Annotated in this window: 20 protein-coding genes; 8 read left to right on the top strand and 12 right to left on the bottom strand. The window is 70.9% G+C overall.

The features are described 5' to 3' along the window. Window positions 1-2 precede the first annotated feature (2 nt). The 3 genes from OG494_RS47585 to OG494_RS47595 all read right to left on the bottom strand — a co-directional run bounded on the left by OG494_RS47585 (window position 3) and on the right by OG494_RS47595 (window position 1712). Window positions 3-602: a DUF4190 domain-containing protein gene (locus OG494_RS47585; protein ID WP_328450354.1), complete on the bottom strand. Its 600-nt coding sequence runs from the start codon at window positions 600-602 to the stop codon at window positions 3-5. 99 nt (window positions 603-701) lie between these two features. Then, window positions 702-1484 carry a CbtA family protein gene (locus OG494_RS47590; protein WP_328450356.1) on the bottom strand — a complete coding sequence of 261 codons (783 nt, stop codon included), beginning with the start codon at window positions 1482-1484 and terminating at the stop codon, window positions 702-704. Between the two features lie 18 nt (window positions 1485-1502). Then, window positions 1503-1712 carry a CbtB domain-containing protein gene (locus OG494_RS47595; RefSeq protein ID WP_247055886.1) on the bottom strand — a complete coding sequence of 70 codons (210 nt, stop codon included), beginning with the start codon at window positions 1710-1712 and terminating at the stop codon, window positions 1503-1505. Between the two features lie 192 nt (window positions 1713-1904). Between OG494_RS47595 and OG494_RS47600 the strand changes: the two genes are divergently transcribed. Beyond that, window positions 1905-2801, top strand: coding sequence for an ROK family protein (locus OG494_RS47600; RefSeq protein WP_328459236.1), 897 nt, complete (start codon window positions 1905-1907; stop codon window positions 2799-2801). A gap of 38 nt (window positions 2802-2839) precedes the next feature. Here the strand turns inward: OG494_RS47600 and OG494_RS47605 are convergent, their stop codons facing one another. From OG494_RS47605 to OG494_RS47615, 3 genes are all read right to left on the bottom strand, one after another. Next, complete coding sequence (locus OG494_RS47605; protein ID WP_328450362.1) at window positions 2840-3625, bottom strand: DeoR/GlpR family DNA-binding transcription regulator; 786 nt, start codon at window positions 3623-3625, stop codon at window positions 2840-2842. A gap of 48 nt (window positions 3626-3673) precedes the next feature. After that, window positions 3674-5071 (bottom strand): Dyp-type peroxidase, encoded by a 1398-nt coding sequence (locus OG494_RS47610; protein ID WP_328450364.1) that lies wholly within the window; start codon window positions 5069-5071, stop codon window positions 3674-3676. A 225-nt stretch (window positions 5072-5296) separates the two neighbouring features. Further along, entirely contained in the window at window positions 5297-5932 is a 636-nt protein-coding gene (locus OG494_RS47615; RefSeq protein WP_328450366.1) for an RICIN domain-containing protein, read from the bottom strand. A gap of 275 nt (window positions 5933-6207) precedes the next feature. On the opposite strand from OG494_RS47615, the gene OG494_RS47620 reads away from it, so the two are divergent. From OG494_RS47620 to OG494_RS47630, 3 genes are all read left to right on the top strand, one after another. Then, the gene (locus OG494_RS47620) at window positions 6208-7194 is read left to right on the top strand and encodes an ArsR/SmtB family transcription factor (RefSeq protein ID WP_328450368.1); all 987 of its coding nucleotides are present in this window, start codon (window positions 6208-6210) and stop codon (window positions 7192-7194) included. 125 nt (window positions 7195-7319) lie between these two features. Then, window positions 7320-8204, top strand: coding sequence for a hypothetical protein (locus OG494_RS47625; protein WP_328450370.1), 885 nt, complete (start codon window positions 7320-7322; stop codon window positions 8202-8204). Window positions 8205-8229: 25 nt separating this feature from the next. Continuing rightward, window positions 8230-8514 carry a hypothetical protein gene (locus OG494_RS47630; protein WP_328450372.1) on the top strand — a complete coding sequence of 95 codons (285 nt, stop codon included), beginning with the start codon at window positions 8230-8232 and terminating at the stop codon, window positions 8512-8514. A gap of 56 nt (window positions 8515-8570) precedes the next feature. On the opposite strand, the gene OG494_RS47635 is transcribed toward OG494_RS47630, so the two are convergent. Further along, on the bottom strand, window positions 8571-10022 hold the full coding sequence (locus OG494_RS47635) for a glutamate synthase subunit beta (protein ID WP_328450374.1): 1452 nt from the start codon (window positions 10020-10022) through the stop codon (window positions 8571-8573). 65 nt (window positions 10023-10087) lie between these two features. Next, window positions 10088-14659: a glutamate synthase large subunit gene (gene gltB / locus OG494_RS47640; RefSeq protein ID WP_328450376.1), complete on the bottom strand. Its 4572-nt coding sequence runs from the start codon at window positions 14657-14659 to the stop codon at window positions 10088-10090. 533 nt (window positions 14660-15192) lie between these two features. Between gltB and OG494_RS47645 the strand changes: the two genes are divergently transcribed. Then, window positions 15193-15825 (top strand): YigZ family protein, encoded by a 633-nt coding sequence (locus OG494_RS47645; RefSeq protein ID WP_328450378.1) that lies wholly within the window; start codon window positions 15193-15195, stop codon window positions 15823-15825. Window positions 15826-16107: 282 nt separating this feature from the next. Beyond that, entirely contained in the window at window positions 16108-18828 is a 2721-nt protein-coding gene (locus tag OG494_RS47650; protein ID WP_328450380.1) for a GH92 family glycosyl hydrolase, read from the top strand. A 56-nt stretch (window positions 18829-18884) separates the two neighbouring features. Here OG494_RS47650 and OG494_RS47655 read toward each other — a convergent pair whose 3' ends face one another. From OG494_RS47655 to OG494_RS47665, 3 genes are all read right to left on the bottom strand, one after another. Then, window positions 18885-19451 (bottom strand): GNAT family N-acetyltransferase, encoded by a 567-nt coding sequence (locus OG494_RS47655; protein ID WP_328450382.1) that lies wholly within the window; start codon window positions 19449-19451, stop codon window positions 18885-18887. 41 nt (window positions 19452-19492) lie between these two features. Further along, complete coding sequence (locus tag OG494_RS47660) at window positions 19493-19750, bottom strand: hypothetical protein (protein ID WP_328450384.1); 258 nt, start codon at window positions 19748-19750, stop codon at window positions 19493-19495. 117 nt (window positions 19751-19867) lie between these two features. Further along, the gene (locus tag OG494_RS47665; protein WP_328459237.1) at window positions 19868-20323 is read right to left on the bottom strand and encodes an Lrp/AsnC family transcriptional regulator; all 456 of its coding nucleotides are present in this window, start codon (window positions 20321-20323) and stop codon (window positions 19868-19870) included. 80 nt (window positions 20324-20403) lie between these two features. Here OG494_RS47665 and OG494_RS47670 point away from each other — a divergent pair, with 80 nt between their 5' ends. Next, window positions 20404-21429: a Glu/Leu/Phe/Val dehydrogenase dimerization domain-containing protein gene (locus tag OG494_RS47670; protein ID WP_328450386.1), complete on the top strand. Its 1026-nt coding sequence runs from the start codon at window positions 20404-20406 to the stop codon at window positions 21427-21429. A gap of 137 nt (window positions 21430-21566) precedes the next feature. Here the strand turns inward: OG494_RS47670 and OG494_RS47675 are convergent, their stop codons facing one another. Continuing rightward, window positions 21567-22376, bottom strand: a complete 810-nt coding sequence (locus OG494_RS47675) for a PHP domain-containing protein (RefSeq protein ID WP_328450387.1) — start codon at window positions 22374-22376, stop codon at window positions 21567-21569. Between the two features lie 37 nt (window positions 22377-22413). Here OG494_RS47675 and OG494_RS47680 point away from each other — a divergent pair, with 37 nt between their 5' ends. After that, on the top strand, window positions 22414-25161 hold the full coding sequence (locus tag OG494_RS47680; protein WP_328450389.1) for an FAD-binding and (Fe-S)-binding domain-containing protein: 2748 nt from the start codon (window positions 22414-22416) through the stop codon (window positions 25159-25161). Window positions 25162-25193 lie beyond the last annotated feature (32 nt).

The raw sequence follows: 25193 nt of genomic DNA on the forward strand, positions 1-25193 counted from the left end.
GGTCAGTTGCCGCGCCAAGAGCCGGCGTGCGACTCGAACCCGCACATCGCGGTGCGGCTCCCCTTGGCCCAGGCCGCCTCGTCCGGCCCGTACCCGGTGATCATCGGTTCCGCCGGGACCGCCCCGGCGTCCTCGAGCAGGCTCTTCAGCCGGTCCGAGCACACGCTGAGCGCGCTGTCCCGGACCTTCCGGTCACCGGGGTAGGGCACCTGCGGCCCGGCCATGGTGAAGGAATCGAGCAGGAGGCCGTCGTGGTCGCCGTCACACGAGACCTTCGCCGCGTCCTGGGCCGGGCGTGCGACGTTGTAGCAGTCGTCGACCTGCATCGCGAGGATCGGCGCGTTCGACGAACTCGCCAGCGCGGCCAGCAGCAGGACGGCGGCGACCGGCACGGCGATCGCCCAGGCCACGCTCGCGGCGATCCCGCCGATCGCGAAGCCGCGGCCACGCTCGCCGCTCCGGTGGATCCGGACCAGCGCGACGATGCCGAAGACCAGCCCCAGCAACGCGGTGATCCCGAAGAAGCCCAGCACCCCGGTCGCCAAGGACGCCACGGCGAAGCCGTCCCGTTTCGCGGGCGCCGCGATATCCGTCTCGGTCATGATTTTTCCCCCTCGGATCCCCCGACCCTGGGGGAGATCATAAAGGGGGCGAGGCGACGGGAACAGGCGCGGGGGCGGCCCGGCCCCCGCGCCCGCACGTCAGGCCACGGCCGTGGCGACTGCCTTCTTGGTCAGCGACTTCTCCGCGAGGGCCCCGAAAGACAGGCCCAGAGCGAGCCACAGCGTCGCCTGGGTGCCGATCGACGCCGTCCGGAAGCGCCAGAGCGTCGACGCCGGGAAGGCCGCGGGGACCTCGTCGACCACCGGCATCAGCCAGGCCACCAGCGCGACCACCACGAGGTAGCCCGCCGCGGCGAGGAGGAAGCCGTTCCACGCCCCGAAGCGGTCCGCGAGCTTGCGGCCGAAGACCGTCGCGAGAATGCCCGCGAGCAGTGAGACGGCGACGAACCCGAAGTACAGCTCGGTACGCGAGCCGATCGTGCCCGGCTGGCCCACCGCGGGCGGGTTGGCCGGGTACTTGAGGAACGGGATCAGGAACACCACGGCGAACGCGCCGCCGGTGAGCAGCAACGCCGTCACCCGGGGGCGCAGGCCGCCGAGACGGCCTTGGACGAACGCGAAGGCGAGCGACAGCAGCCCGCCGATCGCGACGGCGTAGACCAGCACCCCGGCCAGCAGCCCGACGGTGCTCTGGATGTCCCGTGGGACGAGCTCCTCCTCGGGCGCTTCGGCAGTCTGGCCGGCGCCGGCGCCGGCGTCCGCGTCCGTTCCGTGGGCGTGGGCGTGGTCGTGCGACAGGGTCTCTTCGAGCCCGATGGACGTTTCGACCGGCGGCTCGCCGAAGGCGTAGGCGAAACCGAACGCGAGCACACCGGCGATCAGGCCCGCGAGCATGCCGCGGACCAGCAGGGACTTCATCATGGGAGTACGTGCCGCCGATCAGTGGCAGGGGAAGGCCAGCAGGTGCCGGCCGTCGTGCACGAACTCGTGGACGTACATGTTCGCGAAGATCGAGGTGGCGCCCTGCTCGGCGCTGACGAAGTACACCGCGATCAGGGCGAGGAGGACCACGAACACCGCCCACGGGACGATCTCACGGATCGGGATCCGGACGGGGAGCGGAACGGCGGGAACTGCCGCTTGCGACATGGTGGGGGCCTCCTCGGGCTTTCGCGGCCTCATCGGGGTCTTACGAGGGTCCGGGTCTGGCTTCCCCCTGGTGGGGGTCACAGTGGCGCGACCGCGCGGACTTGCACCGCGTTCCGGATTCCCTCGTCTGGCCGGTTGAGCGTAGGTCCGCACTTCCGGGCCCGTCAATGTGACAATGCGCCGGTGACTCGAATGGTGGCGGCCCTCGATGTGGGCGGTACGACGATCAAGGCGGCGCTGCTCGACGAGCGGCTGCAGCCGAAGGCGACACTGCGGGCCGAGACGGCGCGCGGCGCGGACGGCACGGCGCTGGCCGAGCAGGTGGCGGACATCGTGGCTTCGTTGTCCGAGCAGGCCGGCGCCGGGACACCGGCCGCGGTCGGCGTGGTGGTGCCGGGGATCGTCGACGAGGAGACCCGGATCTGCCACTTCTCCGCCAACCTCGACTGGCGCGAGGTCCACTTCGGCGAGCTGCTGGAGGACCGGCTGGGACTGCCGGTGGCGTTCGGGCACGACGTCACCGCGGGCGGCATCGCCGAGTTCCGCGTCGGCGCCGGCCAGGGGGCGCGGAACGCGGCGTTCATCCCGGTCGGCACCGGGATCGCGGCCGCGCTGCTGCTCGACGGCCGCATCCACCGCGCGGGCGGGCAGGCGGGCGAGGTCGGTCACATCGACGTCGGCCACTCGCTGAAGTGCGGCTGCGGTGCGATCGGCTGCCTGGAGGCGATCTCTTCGGCGGCGGCGATCGCCCGCCGCTACACCGAACGCACGGGCCGCCCGGCCGACGGCGCCCGCGAGGTGGTCGACCTGGCCCGCCACGGTGACGAGGTGGCGGTGGAGGTGGTCCAGGACGCGCTGGACGGGCTCGGCCACGGGATCCGGACGCTGCTGACGTTGCTGGGTCCGGAGGTGATCGTCCTCGGTGGCGGTTTGTTCACGGCGTCGGACTACGTGCTCGGGCCGGTGCGCGACTGGCTGACGTCGCACCTGACCTTCCAGCGGATGCCGGAGCTGCGGATCGCGCAGCTGGGCGACGAGGCGGGCCGGCTGGGGGCCGGGTTGCTGGCCTTGGACCGGCTGGACGCCTGAGCCGCCGGCGGCCGTCCGGGAACCCGGACGGCCGCCGGTCAGGCCGTCACGACCTCGACCCCCGCCGCCGCGAAGGCGGCTATCTGCTCCGGATCCGCTCCCGAGTCCGTGATCAGCTGGTGGACCGCCGTCGTGTCGCAGATGCGGGCGAACGCGTGGCCGCCCAGTTTGCCGCTGTCCGCGATCACCACCACCTGGCGCGCTTTCGCCGCCAGCAGCCCGTTGATGCTCGCCTCGCCTTCGTGGTGCGCGTACGCGCCGCGCTCGGCGTCGAAGGCGTCCACGCCCAGGAACACCAGGTCCAGGGTGATCTGGTCGAGGACCGGGCCGGCCAGCGGCCCGGTCAGCTCGAACGAGTGCTGGCGGGCCACGCCGCCCGTCACGACGATCTTGATGTTCGGGCGGACCGCCAGCTCGTGGGCGATGTTGAGCGCGTTCGTCACCACCGTCAGCGCCGGCGAGCCGTCCCGTTCGGCCAGGTCCGGGCGCAACGCCAGCGCGCGGGCGACTTCGGTGCTCGTGGTGCCGCCGTTGAGCCCGAGGACCATGCCGCGCTCGACCAGCTGTGCGGCGGCCGCGCTGATGCGCTGCTTCTCCGGCGCGTTGCGCGCGGCCTTGTGCCGCAACGGCAGGTCGTAGGCCACGTTGCTCGCCACCGCGCCGCCCCGCGTGCGGGTCAGCAGCCGGCGACCGGCCAGGTGGTCCAGATCCCGCCGGATCGTGGCGGGGGAGACGTCGAGCTCCTCCGCGGAGGCCTCGACGTCGATCTTGTCCCGCTGCCCCACCATGTCCAGCAGTGCGCTGAGCCGTTCGTGCCGGTCCAAGCCCGTCCCTTTCGCCGCTTCACCAGGAGCGGTAAAGGTACCGGGTAATCAGAGCGAGCGGAGGAACGCCAGCGACGGCATGAAGAAGTACTCGCCGCCCTTGAGCGTCACCGACTGCGGCACCGGGTCCGCCGTGCGCCGCGCCGAGCCGCCCCAGCCGGCGGTGTAGTCCGACGGCTCGCGCCTGCCCTGGCCGATCACCGGGTCCAGGCCCGGTGTGACGCCGTCGACGATCGGGAAGCCCGGGTTGTCCGCCCAGATCGCCTGGGTGAACTCGAACTGGTTGCCCAGCACCGAGTTGAAGGCCATGAACAGCAGTCCGACGCCGCCGCTCGGGCGGGCTCCGGGCGGCACGTCCGCGTTCGGGTCGTCCGGGCGCTCGCCGTAGGTGACGCCCCGGCGGGCCATCAGGTGCAGCCGCTCGGCCGCGGGGTCTTCCGCGCCGCCGGAGCCGCGCGGGTTGGTCTTGCGGATGTGCGCCTGGAACGGGCACTTGAGCGCGTCGCGGTCGCTGTCGAAGGTGAAGTTGTTCGACACCGGGCTTTCGGCGCCGTCCTCCCGCTGGGTGGTCAGCGGCGTGCCGTCCTCGAACCGGCCGATGATCATCGCGCCGGCGCGTTCGCGGTCGTCGCCGGTGAGCCCGAGCGTGTCGGCCAGGTCCGCTTCCGCCTGCTTGAACCGGCGCACGTTCTGCTCCAGTTTGCGGAAAACGAAGTAACTGCCGAAATGCACGCCGGGATCGGGTGCCGCGCTGTCGGCGACCAATACCTGGGAAAGCGGCGCCGCCGGATTCCACACGTTGATGCCGTCGGTGTTGTTCTTTTCCGCGTCGACGTCTTCGGTGAGGAACAACGGCTGGCTCCGGCCGTCGACGTACCCGAAGTGCTCGATACCCTCGCCGCGCGCGTTGGCCCGGCCGAGCCCGGTCTCCTCCGCCACGACGGCGACGGAGTCCGGCAGCAGGTCGAGGATCTCGTTGCGCCGCGCGGTCATCGCCTTGTCGGTGGCGTCCCCGACGAGCACGACGGCGTGGATTTCGCTGTGGTAGCCCGGATCGAACGTCGACCGCGGCGGATCGCCCAGCTTCCGCCGCGTGTCCGGCGCCGCCATCCCGCGCAGGAACGCCTCGTCCTGCGGGAGGTTTCCGACGCCGAGCACGCGGTAGCCCGCCGCGGTGAGCCCGGCGCCGACGTACGGCGTCCCGGGGGCACCGCCGCTGTTGAACCCGCCGACTTCGGCGAGGTGTTCCTTGGCGGACTTCATCTTCCCGGTGAGCGAGACGAGGAAGGCCCGCGCCTCCGCCGGCTCGCCGAACGTCAGGAACAGCGCGGAAAGATGATCACGCACGTGCGCTTTGAGGATGTTCGGCTGCAGTTCGCCGAGCATCGTCGCGGCGTCCCCGCTCGCCGTGGTCCAGGACAGTGTGGTGGACAGATCGACAGACATCAGGGTCCCCTCCCCAAGTAAACCGCCTAGCGGCGGTACCCGGCCGGATCCTCCCCTGGCCCGGCCGGGTCCCCTGAACACAGAATGCAACAAACGGGCGGGTGATCGCCACCCGCCCGGCGGTTTCACACGAAAGATTAAGTTGAACGCGAAATCGCCGCGGAAACGAAAACGCGGGCCCCGGCCGGGACCCGCGTTCCGTCGGACGACTGTCCGGTCAACCGGTCAGGACCACCACTGCGACGTGCCGCCCGCGATGAAGTCCCACAGCTGCAGGCGCGTGCCGTTCGTCCCGGCCTGCCCCTCGGCGGTCAGGTAGCGGGTGCTCGCGCCGCTCTGCAGACGCAGGTAGCCCTCGGGGTTGACGGTGCCCGCCCACCACTGGTTCTTGCCACCGGCGATGAAGTCCCACAGCTGGACCTTGGTGCCGTTCTTGCCGATCGAGTTCAGGTCGGCGTCGAGGTACCGGCCGCTCTGGTAGTTCTGGAAGCGGTAGAAGCCCTCCGGGTTCTGGGTCAGCCAGAACGCCTGGTTCGCGGCCGTGTCGTTGCAGTCCCACAGCTGCATCTTCGTGCCGTTGGCGCCGATCGTGTTCAGGTCGGCGTCCCAGCAGCGCCCGGACTGCGCGGAGACGATCAGCCACGGCCCCGGGTCGACGTCGGCCGCCGCGCGGTTGGTGGACCGCTGCTGCTTCGCCGCGTCGGCCACCTTCGAGTGCCGCAGCGTGACCCCGGCCAGCGAAGAGACCTTCACGTCCCCCTTGCTGTCGGCCGGCGCCGCACTGGCCTGCGGTACGGCGACCAGGCCCAGCAGGCCCGCCGCCGCGGCGACCGTCACCATCAGTCGCTTGATCTTCGTCATCGTTCCCCTTTTTTCGGCATCTGGTAACACCTGATGACGGGGAGAAGGCAGACAGGACCCAGCCCCGGGCCGCAACGGACCCGGCGCACAGGAAAACCGGCGAATCCCCCTCGTCGAGACCCTCAAACCCCCGAAAGCGGGTCTCTGAAAGCCATCATTCAGGGGAGTTCCTGCCTCGTCGAGTAGATTTCCCGGAGCGGCAAAGACGCTGGTCAGCGGTGTAACGGAACGGTACGGCGGCCGATACAGGGGGACAGACACCCCGGGGGCCATCCGTGCGCATCGTGCTGACGTTGCAGGACCTGATCCGCGTCGGGCTCGCCGCCGCGGCCGACCCGATGGCGGAACTCGCCGCGAGCCTGCAGGTCCTGCAGCGGCGCGACGGCGGGCGGAACGCGGCGTCGTCGGCGTTCAACCGCTGGCGGCACCGGGTGTGGCAGGGCCTGCCGGACTCGGCGGCCGTGCTGCTGTGGCTGTGCCGCCCGGACGCGCCGCTCCCGGAGTTCCTGCTGCCGGCCGCGGGCCGCTACGACCTGGAGTCCGGGCTCGCGGCGGTGCTGAAGACGGAGTCGACGGCGCTGAAGATCGGCCTGCGCACCGCGCCGGCCGACCACGAGCTCCCGGGCTGGGCGACGGCGCTCGCCGACGGCGACACCGCGGGCCTGCCGCGAGTGGTCCAGGCCATGCAGGAGTACCACGACCTCGCGCTCGCGCCGGGCTGGGACTACGTCTGCGCGCAGGTGGACGCGGATCTCGGGATGCGCACGCAGGTGCTGCTCCACGGCGGCGTCGACGCGCTCCTGACCGGCCTGCGCCCGATGGTCCGCTGGGCGCCCCCGGTGCTGGAGACCGACGACCGCACCGCCGGCGAGCCCGCCTCGGAGGGCACCGGTCTGCTGCTGGTCCCGACGTACTTCGCGGTGTGCCCGGCGTTCGTGACGCCGGCCCCGGGCGGGATCCCGCGGCTGCTCTACCCGTGCGTCCGCCAGGCCGCGCACGGGGCCGGCCACGACCGCACGGCCCGGAAGGCGCCCGGCAACGCGCTGGCGGACCTGCTCGGCCCGACCCGCGCGGCGGCCCTCACCGTGCTGGCGGTCGGCTGCAGCACGTCCGAACTGGCGGCGCGGCTGGGCGTCACGCCGTCGGCGGTCAGCAAGCACGCCACGGTCCTGCGCCGCGCGGGGCTGATCATCACGCACCGGGAGCGCAACACGGTGCTGCACTCGCTCACCCCGCTGGGAAGCGCTCTCCTCGACAGCTGATCACGGTTCCGCCCGGCACCCGGAATCTCGATACCGGTCATTTCCCCGACAGTTTCCCGGGTTCGGTAGCGGATTCCGCGCGCTCGCCGACCTCTGTCCGTGAACTGCGAACGCGGGAGGCGAAGATGAAACGAGCTGTCGCTCTGGGCGCCGTCGTGGCGGTCGCTCTGGCCGGGCTTTCGGGCTGTGCCAGCGGTCCCGTCGACCGGCGGGCCCTGTGCACCGGCTTCGACGAGCTGGGCCGGACGCTGATGACCGCGGTCGGCGGAATCTTCGACAACGCCGTTTTCTCCAGTGCCGACGACCTTTCCGATCTGGCCGAGCGGTATTCCGGCGCGGACTTGAGCGCCGACGCCGCCGCGCTGGGGAAGATCGCCGATTCCGACGAAACGTCGGGGACGGAACTGCAGCGCGCCACGAGGCAGACCGCGACGGTCTGCGGGCACCCGCTCGGCCTGGGGACGACGAGCTACGCGGACACCGGCAGCACGTCGGCCGGCGGCTACGGCAGTTACGGCGGTGGCTATTCGGCGCCCACGACGTCCTACACCGAGCCGACGACGACGCAGTACGCCGAGCCACCGACGTCGACCGAGCCCACCACCGCGGCGGACAACGCGCCCGCGGACGAGGCGGCCGCGCAGACCACGCTGCGGCAGCAGGTCGGCACCGACCGGACGCGGGCCGAGGCCTTGGCGGACCGGTGGGTCCCGCAGCTGTCGTCGAAGAACGACGGCCTGGTCGCGGACGGCACGACGTACGACCAGCGGGCGATCTGGGCCGACTTCACCACGACCCGCCAGTCCTACCCGTCGGCGCTGCTGCTCTGGTCCGGCGACTACACCAGCTTCACCAAAGGCGACTTCTGGATCACCGTGGTGAACACGCCGTTCACCACCGGCGCCGCGGCGAACGACTGGTGCACCGCGGAACACCTCGACGCCGACCACTGCTTCGCCAAGCTCATCTCCCACACCCACGGCCCGAAGGGCAGCACCCTGCCCCGCTGAACCACCCCCCGAGAAAGGAACTCCCATGGGCGTCTACGAGGTCTTCAGCCTGCTCAGCGGCATCATCCTGGTCGGTGCCGCGTGCGTGCCCAAACTCAAGGCCTCGCAACGGTTCTGGGCCGCCGTCGGCGGCGCCGGCCTGATCGTCTACGCGATCTACGTCGCCAACCAGACGCGCGGCACGTTCGTCTTCCCGGCGGTCATCTTCGTGATCCCCGTCGTCGCCATCGGCTATCTCGTCCTGCAGGCGATCGCGAAGACCAAGGAGACCGGCTCGGCGGCGGAGCGGCCGAGCGAAGAGCGGAACTGAGCGGTGGGACAGCGCCGGCGGGGTGACGACTTTGGCACCGCCGCCGGCGCCGGGTCTTACGTGAGCGGGCGGTCCGTCGGCGCGATCGGGGCCGGCAGGATCCCGCGCCCGGTCAGGAACGCGTCGACGCCGGCCGCCGCGGAACGGCCTTCCGCGATCGCCCAGACGATCAGGGACTGGCCGCGGCCCATGTCGCCCGCGACGAACACGTTGTCCAGGCTCGTCTTGAACGCCTTGTCGCGCGCGACGTTGCCGCGCGCGTCCAGCTCGACGCCCAGGTCCTCGATCAGGCCCTTCTTCTGCGGCCCGAGGAAGCCCATCGCCAGCAGCACCAGCTGGGCCGGCAGCTCGGTTTCGGTGCCCTCGACCGGGACGAACCTGCCGCCCTCGCTGCGCACCTCGACCAGCTTCAGCGCGCGCACCCGGCCGTCGGCGTCGGCCGCGAACTCCTGCGTGTTCACCGAATACAGCCGCTCGCCGCCCTCTTCGTGCGCCGAGGACACCCGGTAGATCATCGGGTACGTCGGCCACGGGTGGGCGTCCGACCGGGCCTGCGGCGGCCGCGGCATGATCTCCAGCTGCGTCACCGAACGCGCGCCCTGGCGGTGCGACGTCCCGACGCAGTCCGCGCCCGTGTCGCCGCCGCCGATGACGACGACGTCGAGGCCCTCGGCCGAGTACGGCGAGACGTCGAGGTCACCCGACGCGACCCGGTTGGCCGGCGGCAGGAACTCCATCGCCTGGTGGATGCCGTCGAACTCCCGGCCGGGGATCGGCAGGTCGCGCCAGTCGGTCGCGCCGCCGGCGAGCACCACGGCGTCGTAAGACGACTGCAGCTCTTCGACGGACAGGTCCACGCCGACGTTCACCGAGGTGCGGAACTCCGTGCCCTCCGCCTCCATCTGCGCGAGCCGGCGGTCCAGGCGGTGCTTCTCCATCTTGAACTCGGGAATGCCGTAGCGCAGCAGCCCGCCGATCTTGTCGGCCCGCTCGAGGACCACGACGCTGTGGCCCGCGCGCGTGAGCTGCTGCGCCGCGGCAAGACCCGACGGGCCGGACCCGACCACCGCGACCTTCTTGCCGGTGCGAGCCTCGGGAATCTCCGGCGTCACCCAGCCTTCGGCGAAGGCGCGGTCGATGATGGAGATCTCGACGCGCTTGATGGTCACCGGATCGTCGTTGATCCCGAGCACGCACGCGGTTTCACACGGCGCCGGGCACAGGGTGCCGGTGAACTCCGGGAAGTTGTTGGTCGCGTGCAGCCGCTCGGCCGCCTGCTGCCAGTCCTCCCGCCACACCAGCGTGTTCCACTCCGGGATCAGATTCCCGAGCGGGCAGCCCTGGTGGCAGAACGGGATGCCGCAGTCCATGCAGCGGCCGGCCTGCTTCTCCAGCTTCGTCGACGCGAAGTCCTCGTAGACCTCGCGCCAGTCCATCAGCCGCAGGTCGACCGGACGCCGCTTCGGCTCTTCGCGCGTGGTGGTCAGAAAGCCCTTGGGGTCAGCCATGTGCGGCCTCCGTTTCTTGCGGGACACCCGCACCCGGTCGGCACTCATGGCCGGCTGCGCGATTTTCAGCCATGAGCTGCCTCCATGATCGCCTCGTTCACGTCGCGTCCGTCCCGTTCGGCCTGCACCTGGGCCGCGAGCACGCGCTTGTAGTCCTTCGGCATGACCTTGCCGAATCGGTCGACGCCCGCGTCCCAGTCGGCGAGCAGGGCGCGCGCGACCGCGGACTCGGTTTCGTCGTAATGCTTTTCGAGGGCCTCGCGCAGGAAGTCGGCGTCCTCGGAGTCGAGCGGGTCGAGGTCGACCATCTCCGGGTTGACGCGGTGCGCGGGCAGGTCCAGCACGTACGCGACGCCGCCGGACATGCCGGCCGCGAAGTTGCGGCCGATCGACCCGAGCACGACCACCCGGCCGCCGGTCATGTACTCGACGCCGTGGTCGCCGACGCCTTCGACGACGGCCAGCGCGCCCGAGTTGCGCACGCAGAACCGCTCGCCGACCTTGCCGCGGATGAAGATCTCGCCGCTGGTCGCGCCGTAGCCGATCACGTTGCCGGCGATGATGTGCTCCTCGGCGGCGTACTGCGCCTCCTTGGACGGGCGCACGATCAGCCGGCCGCCGGAGAGGCCCTTGCCGACGTAGTCGTTGCCGTCGCCGTAGAGCCGCAGCGTGATGCCCTTCGGCACGAACGCGCCGAACGACTGGCCGGCGGTCCCGGTGAAGGTGACGTCGATGGTGTCGTCCGGCAGGCCCTCGCCGCCCCACCGCTTGGTCAGCTCCGAGCCGAGCATGGTGCCGACGGTCCGGTTCACGTTGCGCACCGGCAGTTCCAGCCGCACCTTGTCACCCGAGTTCAGGGCGCCTTCGGCGAGCTGGATCAGCGTGTTGTCGAGCGCCTTCTCCAGCCCGTGGTCCTGCTGCGTCTGCTGCAGCCGCAGGCCGGCCGGCGCCATCTCGGGCACGTGGAAGATCGGCGACAGGTCCAGCCCGGCGGCCTTCCAGTGGTCGATCGCCTTGCGCTTGTCCAGGAACTCGGCGTGCCCGACGGCCTCGGCGATCGTCCGGAAACCCAGCTCCGCCAGGTACTCGCGGACCTCCTGGGCGATGAACTCGAAGAAGTTCACGACGTACTCGGCCTTGCCGCTGAACTTCTCGCGCAGCTTCGGGTTCTGCGTCGCGACGCCCACCGGGCAGGTGTCGAGGTGGCAGACGCGCATCATGATGCAGCCCGACACCACCAGCGGCGCGGTCGCGAAACCGAACTCCTCGGCGCCGAGCAGCGCCGCGATGACGACGTCGCGGCCGGTCTTGAGCTGGCCGTCGGTCTGCACCACGATCCGGTCGCGCAGCCGGTTGGCCAGCAGCGTCTGCTGCGTCTCGGCCAGGCCCAGCTCCCACGGGCCGCCGGCGTGCTTGATCGACGACAGCGGTGACGCGCCGGTCCCGCCGTCGTGGCCCGAGATGAGCACGACGTCCGCGTGCGCCTTCGAGACGCCCGCCGCGACCGTGCCGACGCCGACCTCGGACACGAGCTTCACGTGGATGCGCGCGGCCGGGTTGGCGTTCTTGAGGTCGTGGATCAGCTGGGCGAGGTCCTCGATCGAGTAGATGTCGTGGTGCGGCGGCGGCGAGATGAGCCCGACACCCGGCGTCGAGTACCGCGTCTTCGCGATCCACGGGTACACCTTCGCGCCGGGCAGCTGCCCGCCTTCGCCGGGCTTCGCGCCCTGCGCCATCTTGATCTGGATGTCGTCGGCGTTGACGAGGTACTCGCTCGTGACGCCGAAGCGGCCGGAAGCGACCTGCTTCACGGCGCTACGCCGCTCCGGGTCGTAGAGCCGCTCCGCGTCTTCGCCGCCCTCACCGGTGTTGGACTTGCCGCCGAGGCGGTTCATCGCGATGGCGAGGGTCTGGTGCATCTCCATCGAGATCGAGCCGTAGGAGATCGCGCCGGTGGCGAAGCGCTTGACGATCGACGAGACCGGTTCGACCTCCTCGATCGGCACCGGCGGCCGCTGGCCGTACTTGAAGCCGAACAGCCCGCGCAGCGTCAGCAGCTTCTCGGCCTGGTCGTCGACGGCCTTCGTGTACTCCTTGAAGACGTCGTACTTCCCGGCCCGCGTGGAGTGCTGGAGCTTGAACACCGTCTGCGGGTTGAACAGGTGCGGCTCGCCCTCGCGGCGCCACTGGTAGTCGGCGCCGGTCTCGAGCTGGCGGTGGGCGGCGCGGACGCCGTCGGCCGGGAAGGCGTACTGGTGCCGCTTCGCGACCTCTTCGGCCAGGGTGTCGAAGCCGACGCCGCCGAGGCGCGAGGTCGTGCCGGTGAAGCAGTTTTCGATGACCTCTTCGCCGAGCCCGATCGCCTCGAAGATCTGCGCGCCGGTGTAGGACGCGACGGTCGAGACACCCATCTTGGACATCGTCTTGCGGACACCCTTGCCCAGCGCCTTGATCAGGTTCTGGGTCGCCTGCTTCGGCGTCACGCCCGGGATCAGGCCCCGGTGGGCCATCTCCTCGACGGTCGCCATCGCCAGGTACGGGTTGACCGCGGCGACGCCGTAGCCGACGAGCAGCGCGATGTGGTGCACCTCGCGCGCGTCGCCGGCCTCGACGACGAGCCCGACCTGCGTGCGCGTCTTCTCGCGGACGAGGTGGTGGTGCACCGCGCCGGTCAGCAGCAGCGACGGGATCGGCGCGTGGTCCTCGTCGGTCCCGCGGTCGGACAGCACGATCACCCGCGCGCCGTCCTCGATCGCCTCCGACACCTCGGTGCGGATCTCGTCGAGCCGCTGGACCAGCGCCTCGCCGCCGCCGTGCACGTTGTACCGGCCGAGCACGGTGACGGCCTGGAACTCGGGCAGGTCACCGTCGTCGTTGACGTGCACCAGCTTGGCGAGCTGGTCGTTGTCGAGCACCGGGAACGGCAGCGCGATCCGGCGGCACGACGCCGAGTTGCCGACGAGCAGGTTCGGCTCGGCGCCGATCTGCGCGCCCAGCGCCGTCACCAGCTCTTCGCGGATCGCGTCCAGCGGCGGGTTCGTGACCTGGGCGAACAGCTGGATGAAGTAGTCGAAGATCAGCCGGGAGCGGCTGGAGAGCGACGCCAGCGGCGAGTCGTTGCCCATCGAGCCGATCGGCTCCGCGCCGGTGCGGGCCATCGGCTCGAGGATCGTTTCGAGGTCTTCCTCGGTGTAGCCGAACGCCTGCTGGCGGCGCACGAGCGCGGCGTGCAGCGGGACCTCGCGGTCGCGCTCGGGCAGGTCGTCGAGCTGCAGCAGCCCGGCCTCGACCCACTCGTCGTACGGGTGCGCGGTGGCCAGCTCGCCCTTGATCTCCTCGTCCTCGACGATCCGGCCGGCCTCGGTGTCGACCAGGAACATCCGGCCGGGCTCGAGCCGTCCCTTGCGGACGATCGTCGCCGGGTCGATGTCGAGCACGCCGACCTCGGAGGCGAGCACGACGAGACCGTCGTCGGTCACCCAGTAGCGGCCGGGGCGCAGGCCGTTGCGGTCCAGCACCGCGCCGATCTGGCTGCCGTCGGTGAAGGCGACCAGCGCGGGGCCGTCCCACGGCTCCATCAGCGTCGAGTGGAACTCGTAGAAGGCGCGTCGCGCCGGGTCCATCTCCTGGTGGTTCTCCCAGGCTTCCGGGATCATCATCAGGACGGCGTGGGGGAGCGACCGGCCGCCGAGGTGGAGCAGCTCCAGGACCTCGTCGAAGGACGCCGAGTCGCTCGCGCCGCGGGTGATCACCGGGTAGATCCGCTTGAGGTCGCCCGGGATCAGGTCGGTCTCGAGCAGCGCCTCGCGGGCGTCCATCCAGTTGCGGTTGCCGCGCAGGGTGTTGATCTCACCGTTGTGCGCGACGTACCGGTACGGGTGGGCCAGCGGCCAGGACGGGAACGTGTTGGTGGAGAAGCGGGAGTGCACCAGGCCGATGGCGCTGGTGACGCGCTCGTCGGTCAGGTCGGCGAAGAAGCGCTCGACCTGGGGCTCGGTGAGCATTCCTTTGTAGACGATCGTGCGCGAGGAGAGGCTCGGGAAGTAGACGTCCTCTTCGACGAGCTCGTGCTCGGCGCGCTTGCGGACGCAGAACGCGCTGCGCTCGATCGACAGCGGGTCGGCGTGCTCCGGCTTCGGCCGGCGCGCGGCCAGGAACAGCTGCGTGAAGTGCGGCATTGTCTCGGCCGCGGTCGGCCCGCAGTGCTCGGGGTGCACCGGCAGCTCGCGCCAGCCGAGGACGCGCATGTCCTCTTCGGCCGCGATGCGCTCGATGGTCGTCATCGCCCGGCCGCGGCGTTTTTCGTCCTGGGGCAGGAAAGCGGTGCCCACGGCGTACATGCCGGGTTCGGGCAGTGTGAAGTCGACGACCTCACGGTAGAACTCGTCCGGGATCTGGATCAGGAGCCCGGCGCCGTCCCCGGTGTCCGGTTCGGCGCCCCGCGCCCCGCGGTGTTCCAGGTTGCGCAACGCGACCAGGGCCTTCGCGACGATGGAATGGTCCCGGCGTCCGGTGAGATCGGCGACGAACGCGACACCGCAGGCGTCGTGTTCGTATTCGCTCCGGTAGAGGCCCTTGGCCTCGGCGTTGCTGAGCTGCTCCCCCGACGGGGGGAGCGCACTGGCACGGTGGGTCACGGCTGGCCGCCTCCCAAGGCGTTGGCGTGACCGGTACTCACCTCATCGAGTGGTTCGTGCTGAACCGGTTAACGAAGTGGTCCGGTACCGCGATGGTCAGTCGAGAACAGTTGCTGTTGTCGAGGTGCAAGATGCCGCGAGGTATCGGCCGGGCATGAGAGCCCGGAAGCCGGACGCGGGCATCTGGGAGGCCGCACAACACTGGGCAGCCGAACGTGTCGGTACTGCGGGTGCGCGCAGAGGCAGACCACTGTGGTGGGGGTCGGCCGGAGCGCGCGGTGTTACTCCCGGGTTCGCCGGGTCTTATGACGATAGTGTGAATTCGCTGTTATCGACATACGTCGTTGGCCCCGGGTGGGAAATGCCACGCTTGCGTTGACGGGCCCGGGGGTCGACCCCTATGTCGGCCAGGGTCGGCCAGGAAACCGGCAAATACCCTTCTGACCTGCGGAGATGTCTGTCCCAAGTGGTCTGATGCGGGTGTCGGGGCCCTGCTCCGGGGTGAGAAGCTGGGTACATGGTGAACCCGTCCGATGACTGATCGTTATCTCTCCGTGGCTCGCGAAGGCGGCCACGAGGTCGAGATCAAGCGCTCCCGCTTCCTCTGCGCGCTCGCTCCGGTGTCTTCGGAGGAGGCCGCGCGCGAGTTCATCGCGGCCCGGCGACGGGCCGGACCGGGGGCCCGGCACCACTGCCACGCCTTCGTTCTCGGCCCGGATGGACGGAGCCGACGGTCCAGTGACGACGGTGAACCGGCCGGCACCGCGGGCACGCCGATGCTGGAAGTGCTGCGCCGCCGGGAGTTGACGGACACGGTCGCGGTCGTGACACGCTACTTCGGCGGGGTGCTGCTCGGCGCGGGCGGGCTCATCCGCGCGTACGGACAGGCTGTGGCACAAGCGATCGACGTAGTAGGCGTACTAGAACACCGTCGACTCCAAGTGGTTGAGGTCGCCGTGAGCTACGACCGCGCGGGACGGCTGGAGAACGACCTGCGCGCGTCGCGGTACGCGCTCCACGCGACCCGCTTCGACGAGCTGGCCCACTTCGAGATCGGCCTGGCTCCGGGCGAGGCCGGGACGTTCGCGGGCTGGCTGGCCGACCTCACGGGCGGCGAGGCGAAGGCCACCGGACTCGGCGAGCGGTGGGTCACGTCGGGCCCGTGACTGCGGACCACCGGCGGGTGGTGGGCTGACGGCTCGCGGATTCGGTTGGCGCACAAGGGGGATTCGGACTTTCGGTGCTACCGCGGAGGTATTCGCCCGTGGCACCATGTCCTTCCCCCGACCACCGGATCACCCGGCCCGCTCCGACCCGGGCCCAGCACCACCTCTGTCACCACAGCAGCCCCACCAGCCTCAAAATGCTGCACTTTCCCTAGGAAAGTGCGGTTTTCGGGCCGATTGACAACGTTGTCAGCCACCGCGTGCCGAGGAGAGGAAGGTTCCATGTCCGGACCACTGTCAAGGTTCAGGAGACGGCTTCGGGGAGCGGCGCTCGCCGCGGTCCTCGTGGGCGCGGGGCTCGCCGCGCTGCCCGCCCCGGCCGCCGGCGCCGCGACGCTAGCCCTTACGCAGTACGTGAATCCCTTCATCGGCACGGACAACAGCAACTCGCCCAACCCGGTGCCCGGCGGCGCCGGCGGCAGCACCTACCCGGGCGCCGTCGTGCCGTTCGGGATGACGCAGTTCAGCCCGGACACCCCGACTGGCTCGCCGTCCGGCTACCGCTACGGCGACACCAGCATCGAAGAGTTCAGCCTCACCCACTTCAACGGCGCCGGCTGCCCCAACAACGAGGACCTCGGCCTGCTGCCGATCACCGGCGCGATCGGCACGTCGCCGGGCACCGGCTGGACCGGGTACGCCGGCCGCTACACGAAGGCGAACGAGTCGGCCGCGCCCGGCTACTACAAGAACAAGCTCGACAACTACAACACCACCGTCGAGCTCTCCGCCACCAAGCGGTCCGGCTTCATGAAGCTGACCTACCCGAACACGACGACCGCGCGCCTGCTGGTCAACCCCGGCCGCAGCGCGACCGGCAACCGCAACGGATCCGTCAGCATCAGCGGCAGCCAGCTCACCGGTTCGGCGACCGGCGGCGGCTTCTGCGGCTCGTCCAAGACGTACCAGATCTTCTACGTCATCCAGTTCGACCGCGCGCCCAGCGGCTTCGGCACCTGGCTCGGCGGCACGGTGAGCGCCGGATCCGCGAGCAGCAGCGGCACGAACGCCGGCGGTTACGTCACCTTCGACACCTCCACCAACACCACCGTGCAGGCGAAGGTCGGCATCTCGTTCGTCAGCCTGGCCAACGCGCAGGCGAACCTCGCGGCCGAGAACCCCGGGTTCGACTTCGCGGGGATCCGCGCCGCGGCCGACACGAGCTGGAACAGCGTCCTCAACCGCGTCCAGGTGACCGGGGGTGCCGCCGCGGACCTGCAGAAGTTCTACACGGCGCTGTACCACGTGTTCCAGAACCCGAACATCGCCAGCGACACCAACGGCCAGTACCGCGGGTTCGACCAAGCGATCCACACGGCGTCGCACACCGTCTACCAGAACTACTCCGGCTGGGACATCTACCGGTCCTGGGCCGCGCTGATCGGGTTGGTCGCGCCCGATGAAGCCAGCGACATCGCGAAGTCGATGGTGCTCGACGGCCAGCAGGGCGGGTTGCTGCCCAAGTGGTCGCACAACAACAACGAGCACTTCGTGATGACCGGTGACCCCGGGCCGATCGTCGTCGGCAGCATGTACGCCTTCGGTGTCCGCGGCTTCGACACGGCGGCGGCGCTGACGCTGATGGACAAGAGCTCCAACGGCGGCACCGCGCAGGGGCAGTCGATCCGCGGGCGTCAGTCCGGGTACGTCAGCCGGCACTACGTCACCGAGGACCCGTCGGACTCGCTCGAGTACTCGGCGTCGGACTTCGCGGTGGCCCAGTTCGCGAAGGCCGTGGGCGACACGACGAAGTACAACACCTACATGCAGCGAGCCCAGTGGTGGCAGAACGTGTACGGCCCCGACTCCGGCTACATCCAGCCGCGGGGCAGCACCGGCACGTTCGCGTGGCCGGTCGTGCCGTCGAGCAACAGCGGGTACACCGAGGGCAACCCGGCGCAGTACACGTGGATGGTGCCCTACAACTACCAGGGCCTGATCAACCTGATGGGCGGCGCGAAGACCGCGGTCCAGCGGCTGGACCACCACTTCACCCAGCTCAACGGCGGCCTCACCCAGCCGTACTTCTACATCGGCAACGAGCCCGAGCACGGCGTGCCGTGGGCGTACAACTACGCCGCCCACCCGCAGGGCACCAGCTCGGCGGTGCGGCGCGTGATGAACGAGTCGTTCACCACCGGCGCGGGCGGCGAGCCCGGCAACGACGACCTCGGCGCGACCTCGGCGTGGTACGTCTTCGCCGCGCTGGGGATGTACCCGGCGACGCCGGGCGCGGACGTCCTCGCCCTGCACGGCCCGCTGTTCCCGGCCGTCTCGATCATCCGCCCGAGCGGGACGATCCAGATCACCGGCAGTGGCGCCGGCCAGGGCGCGCAGTACGTGCAAAGCCTCAGTGTCAACGGGACCGCGACGACGAAGTCGTGGATCCGCTACGGCGACATCGCGGGCGCGTCGACGCTGAACTACACGATGGGCTCGTCACCGAGCGCGTGGGGCACGAACGCGGCGGACGTCCCGCCGTCGTACAACGACGGGTTCACCCCGCCGCCCGCCGCGCCGAACCTCGGCGCGAACCTGGCGCAGGGCAAGGCGGCGACGGGCTCGGCGGCGTGTGCCTCGTCCGAAGGCGCGGCCAACGCCGTCGACGGCAGCCTGGCGAACAACAGCAAGTTCTGCAGCACGGCCGCCACGAAGTTCCTCCAGGTCGACCTCGGGTCGGCGCAGAACGTGTCGTCGTTCGTGGTCGAGCACGCCGGCCTCGGCGGTGAGACCACGGCCTGGAACACCGGCGCCTTCACGATCCAGACGTCGACCGACGGCACGAACTGGACGACGGTGGCGTCCGTGACCGGCTCGCGGGCCAGCCGCACGTATCACCCGATCACGACACGATCGGCCCGGTACGTGAAGCTGAACCTCACCACCCCGGCCAACGACGGCAACGGCGCGGCGCGGATCTACGAGTTCGAAGTCCACGGCTGAGCCTTCTGCCGCAGCCTGTCGTGAGTGTTTAGGGCGGTTAGAACCGCCCTAAACACTCACGACCGCAGCCTCCACTGCTCGCGCGTGATCGCGTACTCGACTTCGCCGTGTTCCGCGCCCGGCGCCCGATCGTGCTCCGGGAACTCCTCGAAGTACGTGCGGACGAACGTCATCCCCAGGTTTTCCATCACGCGCCGCGAGCGCTGGTTCACCGTCATGGTGAACGCCGTGACGCGCTTGACCCCCAGGTCGGCGAAGCCTTTCGCGAGCAGCGCCGCCGAGCCCTCGGTGCCGTAGCCCTTGCCCCAGGCGGACTGGTGCAGCCGGTAGCCCAGTTCGGGTTCGTCCGGCGGGTCATGCGGCCGCGGCCGGTAGTGGAACCACCCCAGGAATGCGCTCGACCGCTTCTCGATCGCGGCCCAGAACCCGTAACCGGGAAAACGCTCGTAGTAACCGAGGAACGCGGGGAGATCGAGAGTGACGATCTCCGTGCGATCCGCGGGCCGGCCCCCATTGAGGTACTTCATGACCGCGGGATCGTCGTAGAGCTCGAACAGCGCGTCGGCGTCGTTCTCGGTGAACCGGCGGAGGATCAGCCGCTCGGTTTCGAGGAATACGTGCATCGCGCGATGCTGGCAGCGCCGCTGCCGCGGCGGCAACACAATTACGCGGCGGCCGCGAAGACCTCACCCAGCGCGTGCGAACCGGCTTCGGTGAGTAATGCCGGAACGCGCTGGCCGCACTTGCCCGGGCGGGCCGGCGCGATCAGGCCCAGGCGGGCCAGCCGGTGCACGGTGGACTGGTCGCAGCAGCTCAGGCCGTCGATGAACAGGTCGGGCTCGCAGCTGCAGCTGATCTCGGCGTGGCCCCCGGCCACGGCTCTCAATGTGGCCCGCTCACGATGGTTCAACGTGGTGATCATGGCGGTGCCTCCTTCCCGTCGCACTCATTAGACCTCCCACCACCGGCAGTTTCCGACTCCCAGGGTGCGAATCCGGGTATTTCCGGGGATGGCGCGCCGTCCACGTCCGGGTACCCCTTAGGCCAGCGGTTCCAACGTCGTCTTGCGCAAGTGCCGGAAAATGATCGAAGTGCGGAAGCCGACGATCTCCCGGCGGATCGCGAGCCGGTCGGCGAGGAACGCGTGCAGCCCGTCGATGTCGGGTGTGGTGACTTCGATCAGGAAATCGTCGCTGCCCGCCGTGACGTAGACCGAAAGCACTTCCGGCAGCTGGGCGATCGAGCTCTGGAAAGTGTCGATCACGGCCCGGCTCAGCGGCCGCACCTGCGCCGCGACCAGGGCCCGGACGCCGCGGTTGAGGCTCGCCAGGTCGATGTCGGCGTGGTAGCCGCGGATGACGCCGCGCTCCCGCAGCAGCCGGATCCGCTCGAGGCAGGTCGACGGCGCGATGCCGACCTTGCGGGCGATTTCCCGGTTGGTCTGCCGGGCGTCCTCCTGCAGCAGCCGCACGATCGCCGAATCAAGTTCGTCCAGCACCGGGTCCTCCTTGTCGTCGCCGAATTTAGTTCGGCGACATGTCGATACGGCCGACAATCACTCTAACTTCAGTTCCCATGACCGCACATGAGCAACTGATCGCCCGCCGTGGCCGTCGATCCGGCGTCACCACGATGGTCGCGATCCATTCGAGCGTGCTCGGCCCGGCCGTCGGCGGCTGCCGCTTCAAGGCGTATCCGAGCGTGACCCACGCCGTGGACGACGTCCTGCGCCTCTCGGCCGCGATGACCGCGAAGTGCGCGGTCGCGGGCCTCGATTTCGGGGGCGCGAAGAGCGTCATCGCGCTGGAGCCCGGCCGGGTGCTCTCTCCGGCGGAACGGCGAGACGTCCTTCTGGACCACGCCGATCTGATCGCGTCGTTCGACGGCGGGTACCTGGCCGGCCCGGACGTCGGCACCGGCCCGGCCGACATGCTGGTGCTGCGCGAGGTCACGCCGCACGCGTACTGCACGCCCGAGGCGGCGGGCGGCACGGGCTCGTCGAGCGGCCCGACCGCGATCGGCGTGCTGGCCGCGCTGCGGGCGGCGTCGGGCACCCGGTCGATGGCCGGCCGCCGGGTGGTGATCAGCGGCTACGGCGCGGTGGGCGCGCACCTCGCGGCGAGCCTGCAGGCCATGGGCGCGTCTGTGGTGGTGTCGGACGTCGACCCGGCGAAGCGGGCCGAGGCTCGCGAGCTGGGCTTCGAGTGGGCCGAGCCGGAGAAAGCGCTCACCCTGACGGCGGACGTGGTGATCCCGGCGGCGGTCGGCGGCGTGCTCAGCCTCGAGAGCGTGGCCCGCCTCGACACACCGCTGGTGGTGGGCCCGGCCAACAACCAGCTGACCGACGACGCCGTCGCGGACGCGCTCGCCGCCCGGGGCGTGCTGTGGGTGCCGGACTACGTCGCGAGCGCGGGCGGGATCTTGTACACGCTCGCCCGGGAGGCCGAGGGCTTGGACCACGACGCGGCGCTGGCCCGCGTCGACTCGATCGAAGGGACCGTCGAAACCATCCTCGCGGCGGCGCGGTCCCACGCGACGACGCCGTTGCGCGAGGCGGCCGCGCTGGCCGAGCGCCGCCTCACCGCGGCCGCCACTCGCTGAAGCCGGAGGCCGTGAGGGGCACCTTCAGGGCCGTAAGTCGTGAGGGGCACCTTGAGGGACTTGAGCGCCCTGAGGGTGCCCCTCACGGCGCGTCGGCCGGGCGCAGGGCCTCACCCGGGCCGGCCGGCTTGGCCGGCTCAGGGGCGCAGGGCGGCGAGCACCTCGGGGGACGTCGTGAAGTCGCCGAGGCGGACCGGCTTGCGGTCGCCGTGGAAGTCGCTCGATCCCGTCGTCAGCAACCCCAGCTCCGCGGCCACCTCCCGCAGCCGCCGGCCGACCTCCGGTGGCTGCTCCGGGTGGTCCGCCTCCAGGCCGGCGAGGCCTGCTGCGGCCAGCGTCGCCAGCTGGGCGTCCGATACCTCCGCCCGGCGCTTCGACGAGCGCGGGTGGGCCAGCACCGCCGTGCCGCCGGCCGCGCGGACCAGGGCGATCGCGGCCGTCGTGGGCAGGACGTGCTTCGGGACGTCCGCGCGGCCGCCGTCGGCGAGCCAGTCCTGCGTGAACGCGTCGGTCGTCACCCCCGAGGCCACCAGCGCCGCCGCGATGTGGGGGCGGCCCAGCGGGGCGCCTGCCGCGATCGCCTCCACCTGGGCCAGGGTGATCGGCGCGCCCAGCTCGCGGCAGCGCTCGACCATCCGGACCGCGCGGCGGGCGCGGTCGGTGCGGATCAGCTCCAGCTCGGCGGCGAGCGGCGCGTCCGCCGGGTCGGCGAAGTAGCCGAGCAGGTGCACCTCGGCGTCGTCGAGCCGGCAGGAGATCTCGACGCCGGGCACCAGCTCGATCCCGGCTTCCGCGGCGGCGGGCGCCGCAAGAGCCAGGCCGGCGAACGTGTCGTGGTCGGTCAGCGCGACCACGGTCAGGCCCGCCCGGGCCGCCAGCCGCGGCAGGTCCGCCGGCGGGGTCGTGCCGTCCGAGGCCGTGCTGTGGGCGTGCAAGTCGATCGTCACACAGCGGATCGTGCCACCGATCGACTTGAATGGGGGCGTGGAGATCCTCACCGACGCCGCCACGCTCGCGCTGTACACGACCGACGCCTCCAACTACCGCCACGTGCCCCGCGGCGTCGTGCTGCCGGAGACCGTCGACGACGTCGTCGCCGCGGTCGCCGCCGCCCGCGCCCGGGACCTGCCGGTGATCGCCCGCGGCGGGGGCACCAGCGTCGCCGGGAACGCGTGCGGGCCCGGGCTGGTGATCGACACCTCACGCCACGTCGGCGGGGTGCTCTCGCTCGACCCGGCGACGCGGCTCGCGCGGGTGCTGCCCGGGACCGTGCTCGACGACCTCCAAGCCGTCGCGGCGCCGCACGGGCTGCGGTTCGGCCCGGACCCCTCGACGCACAGCCGCTGCACGATCGGCGGGATGATCGGCAACAACGCCTGCGGCTCGCACTCGGTGGCGTGGGGCCGCACGGTCGACGTCGTGCGCTCGCTGGACGTCCTGCTCTACGACGGCACCCGTCTCACCCTCGGCCCCGGCGAGCCCACTGAGGGCCGGATCTTCGACGAGCTGCGCGCGCTGGTGCGGGACAATCTGGCGCTGCTGCGCAAGGAACTTTCGACGTGGCCGCGGCGCGTCTCCGGCTACGGCCTGGAACACCTGTTGCCGGAGAACGGCTTCGACGTCGCCAAGGCGCTCGTCGGCTCGGAGGGCACGTGCGTCACGGTGCTCGAAGCGACGGTCGCGCTGGCCGAGCTGCCGCGGCACCGGGTGCTGGCCGTGCTGGGTTTCCCGTCCGACATCGCGGCGGCCGACGCGGTGCCGTCGATCCTGCCGTGGTCGCCGCTGACCGTCGAAGGCGTGGACGCCGAGCTGGTCGCGATGCTCCCCGGCCGCGGGAACGACCTGCCGCCCGGCGGCGCGTGGCTGTTCGTCGAGCTGGCCGGCGCGGACCCGGCCGAGGCCGCCGGGCGCGCCCGCGCGCTGGCCGCGTCGCTGGACCTGACCGGATCCGTCGTGCTCGACGACCCCGTCGCGCAGCGCAAGCTGTGGCGGATCCGCGAGGAGGGCGCGGGCCTGGCGACCCGGCTCGCGGACGGCTCGGAAGCGTGGCCGGGCTGGGAGGACGCGGCGGTCCCGCCCGAGCGGCTCGGCGCGTACCTGCGCGAGTTCAAGGACCTGATGCGCGCGCACGGGCGTAAGAGCGTCGTCTACGGCCACTACGGCGAGGGCTGCCTGCACCTGCGCCTGGACTTCGATCTGCTGTCCCGGCAGGGGATCGCCGGATTCCGGCGGTTCCTCGAAGAGGCCGCGGACCTCGTCGCGGCCCACGGTGGATCGTTGTCCGGCGAACACGGCGACGGGCAGGCCCGCTCGGAGCTGCTGTCCCGGATGTACAGCCCGGAGATGATGGACGTCTTCGCGCGGTTCAAGGCGATCTTCGACCCGGCGGGGCGGATGAACCCCGGCATCATCGTCGAGCCGCGCAAGGTCGACGCGAACCTGCGCGTGCGCCCGGCGCCACTGTCCCTTGAGGACGTCACGGTGCTCGGTTACCCGGAGGACCGGGGGAGTTTCGGGCAGGCGATGCGCCGCTGCGTCGGCGTCGGGAAGTGCCGCAACACCAGCGGCGGCGGCGTGATGTGCCCGAGTTACCGCGCCACCCGCGAGGAACGGCATTCGACACGCGGGCGGGCCCACCTGCTCGCCGAGATGCTCAACGGCGAGGTCATCACGGACGGCTGGCGCTCGGCCGAGGTCCACGACGCGCTCGACTTGTGCTTGTCCTGCAAGGGATGCCTGTCGGACTGCCCGGTGGACGTCGACATGGCGACGTACAAGGCCGAGTTCCTGCACCAGCACTACCGGCGGCGGCTGCGCCCGGCGGCGCACTACTCGATGGGCTGGCTGCCGCTGTGGCTGCGGGCCAGCGCACGGGCGCCGCGGCTGGCCAACGCCGTCGGCCGGTCGCCGCGGTTGTCCGGGCTGCTGAAACGGCTGGGCGGGATCGCGAAGGAACGAGCACTGCCGGAGTTCGCGCGGAAGCCGTTCACGACGGCGCGGGCGGACCTGCGGCGCCGCGCGTCCGGCGACCGGAAAGTCGTGCTGTGGCCGGATTCGTTCAACAACTACCTGACGCCGTCGGTGCTCGACGCGGCCCACGAGGTGCTGACCGCGGCCGGGTACGACGTCGTGCTGCCCGACCGTGGTGTCTGTTGTGGACTGACGTGGGTGTCGACCGGCCAGCTGGACGTCGCGCGCCGCGTCCTGCGGCGCACCTTGGACGTGCTGGCGCCGTACCTGGACGCGGGGTACGAGGTCGCCGGGCTGGAGCCGAGCTGCACGGCGCTGTTCCGCGGCGACCTGCCGGCTCTCCTGCCGGACGATCCGCGTGCGTCGCTGCTGGCGTCACGCACGGCCACCTTCGCGGAACTCCTGGAGCGCGCCCCGATCCCGTTCGCGGCGCTGGACGTCGACGCGATCACCCAGGTCCACTGCCACCAGCACGCGGTCCTCGGCTTCACCGCCGACGAGTCGGCGATGGCGGCGGCGGGCGTCCGCAACACGACGCTGGACTCGGGATGTTGTGGCCTGGCGGGCAACTTCGGCTTCGAGCGCGGCCACTACGACGTCTCGAAGGCGGTGGCGGAGGACCGCATGCTCCCGGCGATCCGCGCAGCTTCGGAAGACACGGTCGTCGTCTCCGACGGCTTCAGCTGCCGGACCCAGATCGCCCAGGAGTCGGGCCGCCAGGCAGTGCACCTGGCGGAACTGCTGCGGCGCGCGTTGCCCTGACGAGGCGGCACTTTCACGTGAAAGTGCCGCCT

Source organism: Amycolatopsis sp. NBC_00438 (assembly GCF_036026695.1).
Taxonomy (GTDB): domain Bacteria; phylum Actinomycetota; class Actinomycetes; order Mycobacteriales; family Pseudonocardiaceae; genus Amycolatopsis.